Raw genomic sequence first — 17,354 nt, forward strand, 5'->3', positions numbered from 1 at the left:
CGCTCGCGCTACGGAGGTGGCCCGATGAGCGGGCCGCTGGTGGATGACGCGGTCCACGAGAAGATCATGGCTGCCGCCGAGGAGATCAAGGCCTGGGGCGAGGCCGCCGAGCGCGACGCCCGCGACCTGGTCAACCAGCCCACGATCAACAACTGGCTCGAGGCGATGGGTCTCGAGTCCGAGCGCTTCTACCAGGGCGAGGCTCCGCCGTCGATGGCGCAGGTGTGGACGATGTACGGCCAGGGTGGGAAGCATCCCGACCGTGACCCGCTGCACGCGATGATGAACGTGCTCACCGACGCCGGATTCCACGGCGTCCTCGGCACCAACTCCGAGCAGACCTACGACCGCTACCTCCGCGTCGGCGAGCAGGTCCGGGTCACCACGGCGCTCGACTCCGTCGTGGGCCCGAAGAGCACCGGGATGGGCGTCGGCTACTTCGTCACGTCCAGAAGCACGTGGTACGTCGGCGAGGAGCGTGTCGCGAGCATGCTGTTCCGCGTCCTGAAGTTCATCCCCAAGGGCGGCACGGCATGAGCGGCCCGGTCCGTCCGGTGATCGGCCGGGACAACGCGTACTTCTTCGAGGGCACCGCCAAGCAGGAGCTCCGGATCCAGAGCTGCAACGCCTGCGGCACCCTGCGGCACCCACCCGGTCCGGCGTGCCTGAGCTGCGACGCGTACGACCGCGGTCATGTCGTCGCCCGAGGCGAGGGCACGGTCTACTCGTTCACCGTCATCCATGCGCCCAAGCTGCCCGGCAAGGAGCTTCCGCTCGTGGTGGCGCTGCTCGACCTGCCCGAGGGCGTACGCATGGTGGCCGAGGTGACCGGTGTGCCACCCGAGGGCGAGGACGCCCTGCAGATCGGCGAACGGCTGGTCGTCGACTGGAACACGATTGACGAGGAGCTGACGCTCCCGATCTGGAGGCGGCCATGAAGCTCGAGACCGGCGAGAAGATCCCGACGTGGGAGCTCCCGATCACTCCGACGCTGGTCGTCTCGACCGCGCTGGCGACGCGGGACTTCCAAGACGTGCACCACGACCGCGACCGGGCACAGGCTGCCGGCTCGAAGGACATCTTCATGAACATCCTGACCTCGACGGCGCTGTGCGAGCGCTACGTCACCGACTGGGCGGGGACCGACGTGCAGATCAAGGGGGTCTCGATCCGTCTCGGTGCACCGGCCTACCCCTACGACACGCTCTCCTTCACCGGCGAGGTCACCGACGTCAGTGACGGGATCGCCACGATCGCCGTCACCGGCAGTGTCTCGCTCGGTGCGCACGTGACCGGAACCGTGAGGGTCGCCGCATGAGCCTGAGCGGAAAGGCAGCGATCGTCGGCATCGGCGCGACCGAGTTCTCCAAGGAGTCCGGGCGCTCCGAGCTCCAGCTCTCGGTCGAGGCAACCAGAGACGCCCTGCAGGACGCCGGGCTCACCCCGGCCGACGTCGACGGGCTGACCACGTTCACCATGGACACCAGCTCCGAGATCGCCCTCGCCCGCGAGCTCGGCCTCGGCGACCTGCGGTTCTTCTCCCGGATCAACTACGGCGGCGGCGCCGCCTGCGCGACGATCCAGCAGGCCGCGATGGCGGTCGCGACGGGTGTCGCGGACGTCGTGGTCGCCTACCGCGGCTTCAACGAGCGCTCGGGCCAGCGGTTCGGCCAGGTGCAGTCCTGGGCCGCCCAGCAGGTCAACACCAACGGCATCGACAACTCCTGGACCTACCCGCTCGGCCTCTCGACGCCGGCAGCGACCGTGGCGATGCAGGCGCGCCGCTACATGCACGACTACGGCGTGACCAGCGCGGACTTCGGCGCCGTCGCCGTCGCCGACCGGCGCCACGCCGCGACCAACCCCGCCGCGTTCTTCTACGGCAAGCCGATCACGCTCGAGGACCACCAGGCCTCCCGGATGATCGCCGACCCGCTCCACCTGCTCGACTGCTGCCAGGAGTCCGACGGCGCCGTCGCCATCGTCGTCACCAGCCCCGAGCGCGCCCGCGACCTGCCGCAGCCGCCGGTCACGATCGCCGCGGCCGCGCAGGGCAGCGCCGCCGACCAGTACGTGATGACCTCCTACTACCGAGACGAGATCGGCATCCCGGAGATGGGCGTCGTCGCCAAGGACCTCTGGCGCCAGTCCGGCCTCACCCCGGCCGACATCGACACCGCCGTCCTCTACGACCACTTCACCCCCTACGTACTCATGCAGCTCGAGGAGCTCGGTTTCTGCGTCAGGGGAGAGGCCAAGGACTTCGTACGCGACGGGGCCATCGAGCTCGGCGGACGCCTGCCGATCAACACCCATGGCGGCCAGCTCGGCGAGGCCTACCTGCACGGCATGAACGGCATCGCCGAGGGTATACGCCAGGTGCGCGGCACCTCCGTGAACCAGGTCGCCGGCGCCGCCCATGTGCTCGTGACCGCAGGCACCGGCGTACCCACGAGCGGGCTGGTGCTCTCGGCACCCTGATCTGCGCTGAAATTTTGCGCAAGCTCTTGCACCCCCGGGCCCGCCCGGGGGTGCTGCTGTGAGTTGCCTCCCCTTCAGGGGTTGACGTGTGACCGGCATCACTCATACGGTCAGGCTGCAAGATCTTGCAGCAAGATTCAGCCGCGTCGTGTCACCCCACACCCCCATCCGGACACGGCGCGTTGCCTTCGACCTAGGAGGAACCATGGCTCTCAAGTCCATGGCTGCCGCACTTGCCCTCTCGGCGGGAGCTGCTGTCGCGCTCACGATCCCGGTCTCGGCCCCGGCACAGGCCGCGCCGCCGGGAGACAAGGACGTCACCGCGGTGATGTTCGAGTGGAACTTCGCCTCGGTGGCCAAGGAGTGCACCAGCACCCTGGGCCCGGCCGGCTACGGCTACGTCCAGGTGTCACCGCCCCAGGAGCACATCCAGGGGTCCCAGTGGTGGACGTCCTACCAGCCCGTCAGCTACAAGATCGCGGGCCGTCTCGGCGACCGCACCGCCTTCAAGAACATGGTCGACACCTGCCACGCCGCCGGCGTGAAGGTCGTCGCCGACTCCGTCATCAACCACATGTCCGCGGGCTCCGGCACCGGCACCGGCGGCTCCTCCTACAGCAAGTACGCCTACCCCGGTCTCTACTCGAGCTACGACCTCGACAACTGCACCGCCACGATCAGCAACTACCAGGACCGCTTCAACGTCCAGGAGTGCGAGCTGGTCGGCCTCGCCGACCTCGACACCGGCGAGGACTACGTCCGCGGCAAGATCGCCGGCTACCTCAACGACCTGCTCTCGCTCGGCGTCGACGGCTTCCGGATCGACGCCGCCAAGCACATGGCCGCCTCCGACCTGGCCAACATCAAGTCCCGGCTGAGCAACCCGAACGTCTACTGGAAGCAGGAGGCCATCTACGGCGCGGGGGAGGCGGTCTCGCCGAGTGAGTACCTCGGCAACGGCGACGTCCAGGAGTTCCGCTACGCCCGCGACCTGAAGCGCGTCTTCAACAACGAGAACCTCGCCTACCTGAAGAACTACGGCGAGGGCTGGGGCTACATGTCCTCGGGCAGCTCAGGGGTCTTCGTCGACAACCACGACACCGAGCGCGGCGGCGACACCCTCAACTACAAGGACGGCGCCAACTACACGCTGGCCAACGTCTTCATGCTGGCCTGGCCCTACGGCTCACCGGACATCAACTCCGGCTACGAGTGGAGCGACAAGGACGCCGGCCCGCCCAACGGCGGTGCGGTCACCGCCTGCTGGCAGGACGGCTGGAAGTGCCAGCACGCCTGGCCGGAGATCAAGAAGATGGTCGCCTTCCGCAACACCGCCCGGGGCCAGGCCGTCACCGACTGGTGGGACAACGGCGGCGACCAGATCGCCTTCGGCCGCGGCAGCAAGGCGTACGTCGCGATCAACCACGAGACCTTCTCCCTCACCCGCACCTTCCAGACGTCGCTGGCCGCGGGCACCTATTGCGACGTACAGAGCGGCAGGAGCGTCACCGTGAACGGCTCCGGCCAGTTCACCGCCACCCTCGGGGCCAACACCGCCCTCGCGCTGCACGTCGGCGCGATGAGCTGCAGCTGATCCGACCTCCGGCCGTCCGGCGCCGCCCCCCATGGGCGCCGGACGGCCGGTCACCCCACCCCCGCACAACCAGAGAGGCCTTCAACGGTGAATCGAAGAAGTGGCGCACACGGCGCGCCCCGGATGGCCGCGACCGTGATCGCGACCGCACTGCTGGCCACGGCGCTGCAGACGGCCACGCCGGAGTCCGCGGCGGCCGCCGCGCCGAAGCCGCCGTCGGACGCGAAGCTGGCCGCGGAGCCGGCCCGTCACGACGCGACCAGGGAGCAGTTCTACTTCGTGCTGCCCGACCGGTTTGCCAACGGTGAGACGGCCAACGACAAAGGCGGCCTGACCGGCAGCCGCACCGCGACCGGCTTCGACCCGACCGACAAGGGCTTCTACCAGGGCGGTGACCTGAAGGGCCTGACCGAGCGCCTCGACTACATCAAGGGCCTCGGCACCACCGCGATCTGGATGGCGCCGATCTTCAAGAACAAGCCCGTCCAGGGCGAGGGTGCGAGCGCCTCGGCCGGCTACCACGGCTACTGGATCACCGACTTCACCCAGGTTGACCCCCACTTCGGCACCAACGAGGACCTCGAGACCCTCATCGACGCGGCCCACGCCAAGGGCATGAAGGTCTTCTTCGACGTCATCACCAACCACACCGCCGACACCGTCGACTACGCAGAGAAGAAGTACGGCTACCGCCCCAAGGGCGCCTTCCCCTACCTCGACACCGAGGGCCGACCCTTCGACGACGCCGACCCGTCCTCGGACGACGCGAAGGTCGACGAGGACTCGTTCCCCTACACCCCGGCGAACACCGGCGAGATGATGCCGTCCTGGCTCAACGACCCGACGCTCTACCACAACCGCGGCGACTCCACCTGGGAGGGCGAGTCGACCACCTACGGCGACTTCAGCGGCCTGGACGACCTGTGGACCGAGCGCCCCGAGGTCGTCGAGGGGATGACGAGGATCTACCAGCGGTGGGTCCGCGACTTCGACATCGACGGCTTCCGCATCGACACCGTCAAGCACGTCGACCTCGACTTCTGGACCGAGTGGGCGACCGCGCTCGACGCCTACGCCGCCAAGCAGGGCCGCGAGGACTTCTTCATGTTCGGTGAGGTCTACTCGGCCGACACCGAGGTCACCTCGCCGTACGTCACCCGCGGCCGTCTCGACGCCACGCTCGACTTCCCGTTCCAGGACGCCGCCCGCGCCTACGCCTCCTTGGGTGCCCCGGCCGACCGGCTCGCAGGAGTCTTCGCCGACGACTACAAGTACGCCTCCGACAAGGCCAACGCCTACGAGCAGGTCACCTTCCTCGGCAACCACGACATGGGCCGGATCGGCGCCTTCCTCGCGGCCGACCACCCCGGTGCCAGCGACGCCGAGCTCGTCCAGCGCGCCCGCCTCGCCAACGAGCTGATGTTCCTCTCCCGCGGCAACCCAGTCGTCTACTACGGCGACGAGCAGGGCTTCACCGGCGCCGGCGGCGACAAGGACGCCCGCCAGACGCTGTTCGCCTCGAAGGTCGCCGACTACCTCGACGACGACCAGATCGGCACCGACCGCACCCATGCTTCCGATGCGTACGACACCGGTCACCCGCTCTACACCTCCATCGCCGCGCTGGCGAAGCTCCGCAAGGACCACCCCGCCCTGACCGACGGCGCCCAGAAGCAGCTCTATGCCGAGGACTCGGTCTACGCGTTCTCCCGGATCGGCGACCACCGCGAGTACGTGGTCGCGATCAACAACGCGACCGAGGCCAAGACCGTCACGCTGCCCGTGGAGTCGGCCGCCTTCGCGACGATCTACGGCGGCGACGGGACGGAGACCGCCGCCGACGGGAAGATCTCCGTGACCGTCCCGGCGCTCTCCTCGGTCGTGCTGCGCGCCGACGCCGAGCTCCCGGCGGCCACCGCGAAGCCCACGCTCTCGCTGACCGCCCCCGGCGCCGGCGCGACCGGCACCGTCACCCTCACCGCGGACCCGGGGAAGACTGCGGACGCCCGCGTCGTCTTCGCCGCCCAGATCGGCAACGGGAAGTGGCGCACGCTCGCGTCCGTCGACCACGCCCCCTACAAGATCACCCAGTACGTCTCTCCGACCGTCGCCGAAGGCGCCGCCCTGCGCTACAAGGCCGTGGTGGTCGACCGCGACGGCCGCACCGCGAGCGACCTCGCCGAGACGACCGCCGGAGCGACCCCCGCCGCCGAGACGCCGAGCGCCGTCGACCGTGACTACGCGGTCGTGCACTACCGCCGCGCCGACGGCGACTACACCGGCTGGACCCTGCGGGCCGGGGACCAGAGGGGCGAGTTCAGCGGCCGCGACGCCTACGGCGCCTTCGCCTGGGTGAAGCTGCCCGACGGCGCGTCCTCGGTGACGTACACGGTCGAGAAGGACGGCACCGCCGACGGCGGCCAGCGGACGATCGACCTCGCCGAGACCGGTGAGGTCTGGGTCCAGGCCGGGAATGACGGCCAGGCGACCACCCGGCCCGACGGCGTCTACCCGGCGCCCGACACCTCGAAGGCCGTGATCCACGTCCACCGGGCCGACGGCGACTACGACGGCTGGGGACTGCACACCTGGACCGGCGCCGCGAGCCCGACCGAGTGGTCCAAGCCGCTGCAGCCGACCGGCAAGGACGCCTACGGCGTCACCTTCGAGGTGCCGCTGGTCGACGGTGCGACCTCGCTCAGCTACATCGTCCACAAGGGCGACGAGAAGGACATCCCCAACGACCGCTCGCTCGACCTGACGACGTATGGCCACGAGGTCTGGCTCAACTCCGGCGACACCGGCTACCTGCTGCCGTCGGTCGGCTCGGCCCCCGAGCTCGACCTGGGCAAGGCGCACGCGCAGTGGATCGACCGGACCACCGTCGTGCTGCCGAAGGAGATGACCAGCGGCTCGGCACTGTCCACCCAGCTGGTCTACGACCGCGACGGCGGCATCGAGGTCGAGGACGGCGCGCTCACCTTTGAGGGCCGCTGGCTGAGGCTCCGGCCGACGTCGCTCACCGACGAGCAGAAGGCAGCGTTCCCGCACCTCAAGGAGTACGCCGCCTTCACCGTAGACACCCGCGACCGCGACCGGATCCGCGAGGCGCTCGCCGGCCAGGTCGTGCTCACCCAGCGCATCGGCAACGGCGCCCTGGTCACCGGCACCGGCGTGCAGACCCAGGGCATCCTGGACGACCTCTACGCCGCGAAGGCCGAGAAGGCGTCGCTCGGTCCGGTGTTCACGGGCGGCGAGGTCACGCTGTCGGTGTGGGCGCCGACGGCCCACGCGGTGAAGCTCGAGCTGGACGGGAAGAAGATCGCGATGCGCCGCGACGACGCCAGCGGCGTCTGGTCGGTGACCGGCTCCGCCTCGGCCTGGCGCGGGAAGGAGTACCGCTACCTCGTGAACGTGTGGGCGCCGAGCGTCCAGAAGGTCGTCACCAACAAGGTCACCGATCCCTACTCGGTCGCGCTCACCGCGAACTCCGAGCGCAGCCTCATCGTCGACCTCGCCGACACGGCGCTCGCCCCGAAGGGCTGGTCGACGCTGAGGAAGCCGAAGGCCGTGGCGATGAAGGACGCCCAGATCCAGGAGCTGCACATCCGCGACTTCTCCGTCGCGGACGAGACCAGCGAGCACCCGGGCGGCTATCTCGCCTTCGCGGACAAGGACAGCGACGGCTCGAAGCACCTGCGTGAGCTGGCCGAGGCGGGCACCTCGTACGTCCACCTGCTGCCGGCCTTCGACATCGCCACCATCCCGGAGGAGAAGGCCGACCAAGCGACCCCCGACTGCGACCTCGCCTCCTATGCACCTGACAGCGACAAGCAGCAGGAGTGCGTCGCCGCGGCGGCGGCCGGGGATGCGTACAACTGGGGCTACGACCCCTACCACTACACGGTCCCGGAGGGGTCCTACGCCACCGACCCGGACGGCACCGGCCGGACCGTCGAGTTCCGGAAGATGGTGAAGGCGCTCAACGAGGACGGCCTGCGGGTCGTGATGGACGTGGTCTACAACCACACCACGAGCAGCGGCCAGGTGAAGACGTCGGTGCTCGACAAGATCGTGCCCGGCTACTACCAGCGGCTGCTCGCCGACGGCTCGGTCGCCAACTCCACCTGCTGCGCCAACACCGCGCCCGAGAACGCGATGATGGGCAAGCTGGTCGTCGACTCGATCGTGACCTGGGCCAAGGAGTACAAGGTCGACGGCTTCCGCTTCGACCTGATGGGGCACCACCCCAAGGCCAACATCCTGGCCGTCCGCAGGGCCCTGGACGCCCTCACCCTCGAGAAGGACGGCGTCGACGGCCGGTCGATCATCCTCTACGGCGAGGGCTGGAACTTCGGCGAGATCGCCGACGACGCCCGCTTCGTGCAGGCCACCCAGAAGAACATGGCCGGCACCGGCGTCGCCACCTTCAGCGACCGTGCCCGAGACGCCGTACGCGGCGGGGGACCGTTCGACGCCGACCCGGGTGTCCAGGGCTTCGCGAGCGGTCTCTACACCGACCCGAACTCCTCGGCCGCCAACGGCACCGAGGCGGAGCAGCGGGCCCGCCTGCTGCACGACCAGGACCTGATCAAGGTCGGGCTCTCCGGCAACCTCGCCGACTACGCGTTCACCGACACGAACGGTCGCGAGGTGACGGGGGCCGAGGTGGACTACAACGGTGCATCGGCCGGCTACGCGGCCGCACCGGGGGACGCGCTCGCCTATGCCGACGCCCACGACAACGAGTCCCTCTACGACGCGCTCACCTTCAAGCTGCCCGCCTCCACGAGCGCCGCGGACCGCTCCCGGATGCAGGTGCTCGCGATGGCGACGGCCGCGCTGTCGCAGGGTCCGGCGCTCTCCCAGGCAGGCACCGATCTGCTCCGTTCGAAGTCGCTGGACCGCAACTCCTACGACTCCGGTGACTGGTTCAACGCCATCCACTGGGACTGCGAGGAGGGCAACGGCTTCGGGCGAGGTCTGCCGCCGGCCACCGACAACAAGGACAAGTGGCCCTACGCCAAGCCGCTGCTGGCCTCGGTCGCGACTCCGTCGTGCTCCGACATCGACGGTGCTTCGGCCGCCTACCAGGACCTGCTGAAGATCCGTACGGACGAGTCGGCCTTCCACCTGGCCACGGCTGGGCAGGTCCAGGAGAAGCTGTCGTTCCCGCTCTCGGGGAAGGAGGAGACGCCCGGCGTCATCACCATGCGCCTCGGTGATCTCGTGGTCGTCTTCAACGCGACCACGACGACGCAGCAGCAGACGGTGAAGGCCGCTGAGGGTGCGGACTACCGCCTGCACCCGACCCAGGCCGACGGCTCGGACGAGGTCGTGAAGTCGTCCTCGTTCGAACCGGCGTCGGGCACGTTCACCGTGCCGGCCAGGACGGTCGCGGTCTTCACCCGCTGACGGAAGGAAAACGGACGCGGCCCCGGCTCATCGAGCCGGGGCCGACGGCTTCCACGGCGGGAAGCCGGCGTCAGATCAGGAGGGGCTGTTGCCGGCGACAGCGCCGATCACCACGAGCGCGATGACGACCAGGGCGGCGATGATCATCAGGCCGGCCGGGCTCCGGAAGTCGAACATGGGGATTCCTTTCGGCTAGTTCGGCGACAGGCGTCGAGTGGGGAGCGAGGGCCTGCGGACGCGTCGGAAGAGACCTGGACCGGCGATACCCGCGGCGTCGCGTATACATAACCAGGCAGGGCAAGAAGGCGCGTAGGGTCGAAAGTCCCGATCTTTACCGAAGCCGTTCACGTTCGAAGCAATATGTGATATGGCAACAGTTCGCCTGGTGGGGGTCTGTCAAGGCTAGCTGGCCGATGTCGGTGTCGCCGATCGGGGATCGCTGGAGCGGCCCTGGTTGTGAGGCCCGTCACCTCAGTCCGGCGGCGTGCCGGCCGGCACGCCGGCCGAAGTACGAGCCGTCACCGAGCTGCATCCCGGAGGCGTAGCCCTTCGCATCTTGGGCGAGGTTGGCCGCACAGGCGCCGGCGGCGTAGAGGCCCGCGATCGCGGAGCCGTCCTCGCGGCGTACCTCTCCTTCGACCGTGGTCGCCAGACCGCCCATGGTGAACCCGGCGTACATCGCCTTGCCGAGGGAGAGGTCGTACGCGCCCCAGGGGCCGGTGTCCTGCGGCTCGGTCCACTCCGGTGCCTTGTGGAGCTCGGGGTCCTCGCCGTCGGCCGCATGGGTGTTGTAGGAGGTCAGGGTGGCGTTCAGGGTCTCGAAGGGCACGCCCAGCCCGGCCGCCATCTCCTCGACGGTCTCCCAGCCGTCGATGAATGGGCACAGCGGCATCTTCGGGTGCTCGATGTGGGCCGAGTCGACGATCAGGAACGCGGCCGAGTCGGGCTGCTCCATGACGAAGGCGGCCGTACGCGCGTGGTAGGAGTCCTCCGCGACGAACCGCTTGCCCTCCTTGTTGACGATGATCCCGGTCAGCAGGATCGAGGGCGGGTAGAACGGCGCGGTCTGGAACGGCTCGTCCATGAACCGCCAGGCGCCGCCCGCCGAGGCGCCCAGACGCAGCCCGAGGCCGTCGTCGTAGGTGGAGGCCAGCGGGAAGAGCTTCTCGCCGAGACGAGGGGTGTGCTCGGCGACCATGTCGGCGTTGCCGACGAAGCCGCCGGCGGCGAGGATCACCGCGTCGGCCCGGATGGCGCCGCGCTCCTCGAACCGGCGCCAGGCCAGGCCCACGACCCGGCCGTCCTCGACCACCAGGTTGGTGGCCCCGGTCTCGTAGCGGACCTCCGCGCTGGTCTCGGCCAGGCGGTCGGCCATCCGGTCGACGACCAGCTTGGCCCCACCGGTGTCGCCCGGGACCGGCACCTTGTGGCCGCGCGGTGCCGGCACGGCGAGGTCGCGGAAGGGGTGGACCTTCTCGTTGCCGGTGTACATCAGCCCCTCGGTGCCCGGCTGGATCACCGCCTTGCCGGGCCAGAAGGAGCGCTCGAACTCGAAGCCCAGCGCCTCGAGCCAGTCGAAGTGCTCGACCGAGTCGTCGCAGTAGGCCCGGATCTTGTCGTCCTCGGGATCCTTGGAGACCGCGCGGATGTAGTTGAACATCTCCTCGGCCGAGTCCTCGATCCCGGTGGCCTTCTGCACCGGGGTGCCGCCGCCGAGGTAGAAGTGGCCGCCGGCCATCGCCGAGGTGCCGCCGGGCTCGGCGGCACGCTCCAGGAGGATCGTCCGGGCGCCCGCCCGCGCCGCCTCCAGCGCCGCCGCCCCGCCGGCCACGCCGAAGCCGACCACGACCACGTCGGTCTCCTCCGACCAGCCGCCGAAGCGTTCCTCGACGTCGGCGGGGGAGAGTACGTCGGGGAGTGCTGTACCGCTCATGCCGCCGCCTTCCCGTGTAACACGTCGTTCGTAGGACTATCCGGTCGTTCCCATAGGGCGAGTAGTCCTACGAACAGCGTGTTACAGCTCGCGCGGCTCATCGCACCTCCTCGCTTCGCTCGGTAGCTCCCTCGCTCGGCGCGAGCGGGCGAGCAAGCTCGCCGCTCGACCTCGCTCCGGTCGCCTCCAGATAGCAGTCGGCGAGGACGGGGGCGCCATCGCGGGCTGGGTCTGCCGAGGAGATCGTGGCTCTGATCAGGATCCTCGGCTGCTCGTCCCACGCCTCGATCGAGATCGTCTCGCCGGGGAAGACGATCCCCGCGAACCGGGCGCCGAACCCCGCGACCCGGGTCGCATCGCCGTCGAGCAGCAGCCCGGTCGCCTCGCGCAGCACGATCCCGTAGGAGCACAGCCCGTGCAGGATCGGCTTGGGGAAACCGGCTTTCGCTGCGAAGGCGGGGTCGGCGTGCAGGGGGTTGCGATCGCCGCACAGCCGGTAGAGCAGCGCCTGCTGCTCCGTGACGTCGTACGCCGCGACCGCATCGGGCGCCCGGTCGGGAACCGGCAGCGACGTCGACGGCCCGCGCTCACCCCCGAAGCCGCCCTCGCCGCGTACGAAGATCGAGCTTCTGACGGTCCACAGCGGGTCGCCGTCCGGGGTGGTGGCGACGCCCTCCTGGACGATGACCGCGGCCTTGCCCTTGTCCCAGACCTCCGCGACCCGGGTCGAGACGACGGCCTCGCCGGAGGTCGGGATGGGGCCGTCGACGCGGATCTCCTGGGAGCCGTGGAGCACCGAGGCGAGGTCGATGTCGCACCCGGGCAGGTCGAGCGAGGGCGGTTCGGTGACGTGGAAGGTGGGCGCCACGACCCCGAAGGAGGGCAGCACGGTCAGCGCGTCGTTGTCCAGGGTGTAGCGCAGCACCGCCGGGTCGGTCGCGTCGCCGGGACGCGAGCCGGCGCCGATGCCGAGGTGGTAGAGCAGCACGTCGGACGAGGTCCACGAGAACGACTGCGACGGCAGCGAGGCCCCGATGGCCTTGGTCGGATCGATGGGCATCAGTTGCCCTCCTCGGGTGAGACAGCCTTCAGGGCGCAGTCCTCGGCGGCGAGATAGCCGAAGACCAGGGCGGGTCCGATGGTGGCGCCGGGGCCGGCGTAGGTGCGGCCCATGACGGCGGAGGAGACGTTGCCGGCGGCGTAGAGGCCCTCGATGGCGGAGCCGTCCGGCCGCAGGACGCGGGCACGCTTGTCGGTGACCAGCCCGCCCTTGGTGCCGAGGTCGCCGGGGGCCATCTTCACCGCGTAGAACGGTGCCTGGTCGATGACGTTGAGCGAGCAGTTCGGCTTGACGGTGGGGTCGGAGTAGTACTTGTCGTAGGTCGACTCGCCGCGGTGGAAGTCCTCGTCGACGCCCGACTCGGCGAAGCGGTTGAACCGGGCCAGGGTCTCGCGGAGCCCGTCGACGGGCACCTCGATCTTCTCCGCCAGCGCTTCCACGGAAGAAGCCTTCACGACGACCCCGCTCTTGAGCCAGCGCCCCGGGAACGGCTGGCCCGGGCCGAGGCCGGCGAAGATGTAGCGGTTGCGGTAGCGCTGGTCGAAGACCAGCCATGCGGGAACGTGCGAGACGCCTGTCTCCTGACCTCGATAGATCTCGTGGACGGCCTCGACGTAGGGGAGCGCCTCGTTCATGAACCGCTTGCCGGCGCCGTTGACGATGATCGAGCCGGGCAGGTTGCGCTCGGCGAGCGCGAACCACGGTCGCCCGGGGAACGGGATCGTGGGCCCCCACCAGGACTCGTCCATCAGATCGGTGTCCGCGCCGGCCGCGATCCCGGCCAGGATCCCGCCTCCGGTGTTGGAGAAGGCTCCGGTGGTCCACTCGACGGAGGTCGGTGCGGGCAGGTACTTCTCCCGCATCTCCAGGTTGCGCTCGAAGCCGCCCGAGCCCAGGATCACGCCCCGCCGCGCCCGGATCACCGAGGTCGGGCCCGACTCGCCGTGGCGCACCTCGACGCCGACGACGCGGCCGCCCTCGGTGACCAGGCCGACGAGCTCGGTCTCGTAGCGGATCGGGACACCGGCGTCCATCAGCCCCTTGCGCAGCCCGATCGCGAGGGCTGCACCCATGGCGTACATCTTCCTGCCGAGCAGGCCGGCGAGGATCCGGGCGACCGCGATCTTGACCATCGTGATCGGGCCCCTGATCGTGCGCATGCCGAGGCTGATCTTCCGGAAGTCGGCCTGCGTGACGACCATGTTGGCCGGCGACTTCGTGTAGGGCGGGTGCAGCCGGTCGAGCTCGGAACCGATGATCCGGGCGTCGAGCGGAGCCGGCTCGACGGAGCGGCCCGCGCCGCGGCCGCCGGGGGCCTCGGGGTGGTAGTCGGCGTAGTCGGGCACCCAGTTGAAGCGCACAGGGGTCTTCTCGCACACGAAGGAGAGCACCTCCGGGCCGCGGCCCAGGAACGTCTCACGGCGTTCGGCCGGCACGACGTCGCCCACGATCGACTCGAGATAGAGGCTGGCGGCCTCGGGAGAGTCCTTCTGGTGGGCGGCTGCCAGGGCGTGGTTGCGCGGGATCCAGACCCCGCCGCCCGAGCGGGACGTCGATCCGCCGAAGTAGGCGCTCTTCTCGATGACGACGGTCTCGAGCCCGTGGCGGCGGGCGGCCGCAAGAGCCGCGGTCATCCCGGCGCCTCCGGCGCCCACGACCACGACGTCGTAGGTCTCCTCGTCGGTCTGTCCCATGGTGCTCCCTCAACCTCGTGCGATCAGGCGGTGCTGTCTAAGAACTGAAACACGTTCTACCATAGATGACAGGCAACGAAACACGCCCGAGGACTCGACAAAACTGAAACGTGTTCTAGTATTGATCCATCGGCAGCGCACGAACCGCGCCGTCCGAGGACATCTGGGACACCATGCAGGAAGGCAGAGCGGTGAGCGAACCGACACAGCGCCCCCACAAGGACGCACAGACCGTCAGGGACGGGGTGCAGGACCTGCTGCCCACCATCAGGGAGCGCGCCGAGGAGACCGAGCGTCTCCGGGTCGTGCCGGAGTCGAGCGTGAAGGAGCTGGAGGAGGTCGGCTTCTTCAAGCTGCTCCAGCCGGCCCGTTTCGGCGGGCTCGAGGCCGACCCGGTCGACTTCTACACCTGCGTACGCGACATCGCCTCGGCGTGCGGCTCGACCGGCTGGGTCTCCAGCGTCCTGGGCGTGCACCCCTGGCAGATCGCGCTCTTCGACGACGAGGCCCAGCAGGCGGTCTGGGGCGAGGACCCCGACACCCGGGTCTCCTCCTCCTACGCGCCGATGGGCAAGGCCTCGCTGACCGACGGCGGCTTCCGGCTCTCCGGACGCTGGTCGTTCTCCTCGGGCTGCGCGCACGCCACCTGGGTCCTGCTCGGCGGCCTCGTCTTCAGCGACGAGGGCCAGGTGGTCGACTTCCGTACGTTCCTGGTGCCCCGCGAGCGCTACGAGATCGTCGACGTCTGGAACGTCGTCGGCCTGGCCGGCACGGGCTCCAACGACATCGTGGTCGAGGACGTCTTCATCCCGGAGACGTTCACGCTCTCGATGGCCGAGACCGGGCGCTGCAAGGGACCCGGCCAGGCGGTGAACACCGGCGACCTCTACAAGCTCCAGTTCCACTCGCTGTTCACCACCACGATCACCACGCCGATCATCGGCATGGCCCGCGGCGCCTACGAGGAGCACGTGGCGATGCAGCAGAACCGGGTGCGCGCGTCCTACGGGGAGAAGGCGTCCCTGGACCCCTTCGCCGCGGTACGCGTGGCCACCGCCTCCTCCGACATCGACGCCGCTTGGGCGCTGCTGATGAACAACATCCGTGAGCAGCAGGCCTACGTCGCCCGTGGCGAGAAGATCCCGATCACCCAGCGCCTGCGCATCCGCCGCGACCAGGTCCTCGGTACGCAGCGGGCGATCGACGCGATCGACCTGCTCTTCGAGGCCTCCGGCGGCCGGGCCCTGGCCAACGGCACCCCGCTCCAGCGCGCCTGGCGCGACGCCCACGCGGGCCGCGTCCACGCCGCCAACGACCCCGAGCGCGCGCTGCAGATGTACGGCGCCTCGGAGTTCGGGCACAAGGTCGACCCGGGGATGTACTGAGATGGCTCTGGTGAAGGAGGACGTCGCCCGCGACGTCGCGATCAAGACCGAGGCGGCCGGCGAGATCACGCTGCGCTACTACGACCTGGGTGCGCCTCAGGATGACCGGCTGCCGCTGGTGATGCTTCACGGCGGGGGTCCCGGGGCCTCGTCGTGGTCCAACTTCGGTTCCGCGCTGGAGGGTTTCGCGGCCGACTTCCGCACGATCCTGGTCGACCAGCCGGGCTTCGGTGCCTCCGACAAGCCGGAGGTGGTGGGCAACTACTACCGCTTCGCCGGCGACGCGGTGATCGCGCTGCTCGACGAGCTGGGCCTGGAGAAGGTGCACCTGCTCGGCAACTCGCTCGGCGGCGGGACGGCGATGCGGATCGCGCTGACCTACCCCGACCGGGTCGGGCGGCTGGTGCTGATGGGGCCGGGCGGGCTCTCGCTCAACCTCTTCCACGCCGACCCGACCGAGGGCGTACAACGCCTGATGGACTTCTCCGGCGACCCCACGCGGGAGGCGCTGAGGGCGTTCATCTCGACCATGGTCGTCAACCAGAAGCTGGTCACCGACGAGCTGGTCGAGGAGCGGTTCGCGGACGCGACCGCACCCGGCGCGCGCGAGGCGATGGCGTCGATGGGGTGGTCGTTCTACAACCCCGAGACCGCCGAGGACGGCATGCTGTGGCGGGAGGCGCACCAGCTCAAGCACCACACCCTGCTCACCTGGGGCCGCGAGGACCGGGTCAACCCGCTCGACGGCGCCTTCCCCGCCCTGAAGCTGATCCCCAAGGCGCAGCTGCATGTCTTCCCGCGCTGTGGGCACTGGGCACAGATCGAGGCCGCCGACGAGTTCCGCGAGATCGCGGTGAACTTCTTGAAGAGGCACAAGGAGCGCGCATGATCGACATCAAGTCCATGGGCTACGTACGCGTCACCAGCACCGACCTGGAGGCGTGGCGTACGTTCGCCGAGAAGGTCCTCGGTCTGGTGACGGCCAAGGGGCCGAACCCGGAGCACCTCTACTACCGCATCGACGAGGTCTCGGCCCGGCTGGTGATCGAGCCCGGCGAGGTGGACCAACTCGGCTGCGTCGGCTGGGAGGTCGCCGACCACACCGCGCTGGCGCAGGCCCGTGAGCACCTGGAGAAGTCCGGTGTCGAGGTGGAGGAGGGCACGGCCGAGGAGCTGGCCGAGCGCCGGGTGCAGGAGCTGCTGCGCTTCCGCGACCCCTTCGACAACGTCTTCGAGCTCTTCCACGGCATCACCTACGAGCGCCGCCCCGCGGTCTCGCCCTACGGTCACACCTTCGTGACCGGCGACCAGGGGATGGGCCACGTGGTGATCCCGGTCTCCGACGACGTGGAGGCGCTGGAGTTCTACCGCGACACGCTCGGCTTCCGGCTGCGCGACTCGATGAGCATGCCCGGCGAGTTCGCGGGCAAGGAGCCCGGCACCAAGATCTGGCTGCGCTTCCTCGGGATCAACCCGCGCCACCACTCGCTGGCGTTCCTGCCGTTCCCGAACGACTCCAAGTGCGTCCACATCATGCTCGAGGTCGACAAGCTCGACGACGTCGGCCGGGCGCTGGAGCGGGTCAAGAAGTACGGCGCCAAGCTGTCGGCGACGCTCGGGCGGCACATGAACGACGAGATGGTCTCCTTCTACGTGAAGTCGCCGGGCGGCTTCGACATCGAGTTCGGCACCGAGGGGCTGCAGGTCGACGACCAGAAGTGGGTCGCCCGGGAGTCCACGGCCGTCTCGTACTGGGGCCACGACTTCGGCGTAGGCCAGTGATCGGGTATGC

The 17,354-nt window shown here is 69.5% G+C and carries 12 protein-coding genes; 9 read left to right on the forward strand and 3 right to left on the reverse strand.

All coding sequences use genetic code 11. The features are described from left to right. Positions 1-24 precede the first annotated feature (24 nt). From UG56_RS00965 to pulA, 6 genes are all read left to right on the forward strand, one after another. Positions 25-537: an FAS1-like dehydratase domain-containing protein gene (locus tag UG56_RS00965; RefSeq protein WP_045550472.1), complete on the forward strand. Its 513-nt coding sequence runs from the start codon at positions 25-27 to the stop codon at positions 535-537. Then, positions 534-938, forward strand: coding sequence for a Zn-ribbon domain-containing OB-fold protein (locus tag UG56_RS00970; protein ID WP_256206371.1), 405 nt, complete (start codon positions 534-536; stop codon positions 936-938). Before UG56_RS00965 ends, UG56_RS00970 begins: the two co-directional genes overlap by 4 nt. After that, positions 935-1,318 (forward strand): MaoC family dehydratase, encoded by a 384-nt coding sequence (locus UG56_RS00975; RefSeq protein WP_045550473.1) that lies wholly within the window; start codon positions 935-937, stop codon positions 1,316-1,318. Before UG56_RS00970 ends, UG56_RS00975 begins: the two co-directional genes overlap by 4 nt. Continuing rightward, complete coding sequence (locus UG56_RS00980; RefSeq protein WP_045550474.1) at positions 1,315-2,481, forward strand: lipid-transfer protein; 1,167 nt, start codon at positions 1,315-1,317, stop codon at positions 2,479-2,481. Before UG56_RS00975 ends, UG56_RS00980 begins: the two co-directional genes overlap by 4 nt. Before the next feature lie 205 nt (positions 2,482-2,686). Next, complete coding sequence (locus tag UG56_RS00985) at positions 2,687-4,075, forward strand: alpha-amylase (protein WP_045550475.1); 1,389 nt, start codon at positions 2,687-2,689, stop codon at positions 4,073-4,075. Positions 4,076-4,198: 123 nt separating this feature from the next. Further along, positions 4,199-9,490, forward strand: a complete 5,292-nt coding sequence (gene pulA, locus UG56_RS00990; RefSeq protein ID WP_045550476.1) for a pullulanase-type alpha-1,6-glucosidase — start codon at positions 4,199-4,201, stop codon at positions 9,488-9,490. A 466-nt stretch (positions 9,491-9,956) separates the two neighbouring features. Here pulA and UG56_RS00995 read toward each other — a convergent pair whose 3' ends face one another. The 3 genes from UG56_RS00995 to kstD all read right to left on the reverse strand — a co-directional run bounded on the left by UG56_RS00995 (position 9,957) and on the right by kstD (position 14,177). After that, positions 9,957-11,423: an FAD-binding protein gene (locus UG56_RS00995; protein ID WP_071326810.1), complete on the reverse strand. Its 1,467-nt coding sequence runs from the start codon at positions 11,421-11,423 to the stop codon at positions 9,957-9,959. Between the two features lie 97 nt (positions 11,424-11,520). After that, a complete protein-coding gene (locus UG56_RS01000) occupies positions 11,521-12,483 on the reverse strand; it encodes a MaoC/PaaZ C-terminal domain-containing protein (protein WP_256206372.1) in 963 nt (320 codons plus the stop codon). After that, the gene (kstD, locus tag UG56_RS01005; RefSeq protein WP_045551491.1) at positions 12,483-14,177 is read right to left on the reverse strand and encodes a 3-oxosteroid 1-dehydrogenase; all 1,695 of its coding nucleotides are present in this window, start codon (positions 14,175-14,177) and stop codon (positions 12,483-12,485) included. The genes UG56_RS01000 and kstD overlap by 1 nt, the downstream gene beginning before the upstream one ends. A 191-nt stretch (positions 14,178-14,368) precedes the next feature. Between kstD and hsaA the strand changes: the two genes are divergently transcribed. Genes hsaA through hsaC form a run of 3 tightly spaced genes read left to right on the forward strand, consistent with a single transcriptional unit; the run spans position 14,369 to position 17,344 of the window. Next, on the forward strand, positions 14,369-15,562 hold the full coding sequence (gene hsaA, locus UG56_RS01010) for a 3-hydroxy-9,10-secoandrosta-1,3,5(10)-triene-9,17-dione monooxygenase oxygenase subunit (protein WP_143054852.1): 1,194 nt from the start codon (positions 14,369-14,371) through the stop codon (positions 15,560-15,562). Between the two features lies 1 nt (position 15,563). Continuing rightward, complete coding sequence (gene hsaD, locus UG56_RS01015) at positions 15,564-16,451, forward strand: 4,5:9,10-diseco-3-hydroxy-5,9,17-trioxoandrosta-1(10),2-diene-4-oate hydrolase (RefSeq protein WP_045551489.1); 888 nt, start codon at positions 15,564-15,566, stop codon at positions 16,449-16,451. Further along, positions 16,448-17,344 (forward strand): iron-dependent extradiol dioxygenase HsaC, encoded by an 897-nt coding sequence (gene hsaC, locus UG56_RS01020; RefSeq protein WP_045551488.1) that lies wholly within the window; start codon positions 16,448-16,450, stop codon positions 17,342-17,344. The genes hsaD and hsaC overlap by 4 nt, the downstream gene beginning before the upstream one ends. Positions 17,345-17,354: the final 10 nt, after the last annotated feature.

Origin of the sequence: Nocardioides luteus (assembly GCF_000960475.2) — a bacterium.
GTDB classification, from domain to species: domain Bacteria; phylum Actinomycetota; class Actinomycetes; order Propionibacteriales; family Nocardioidaceae; genus Nocardioides; species Nocardioides luteus_A.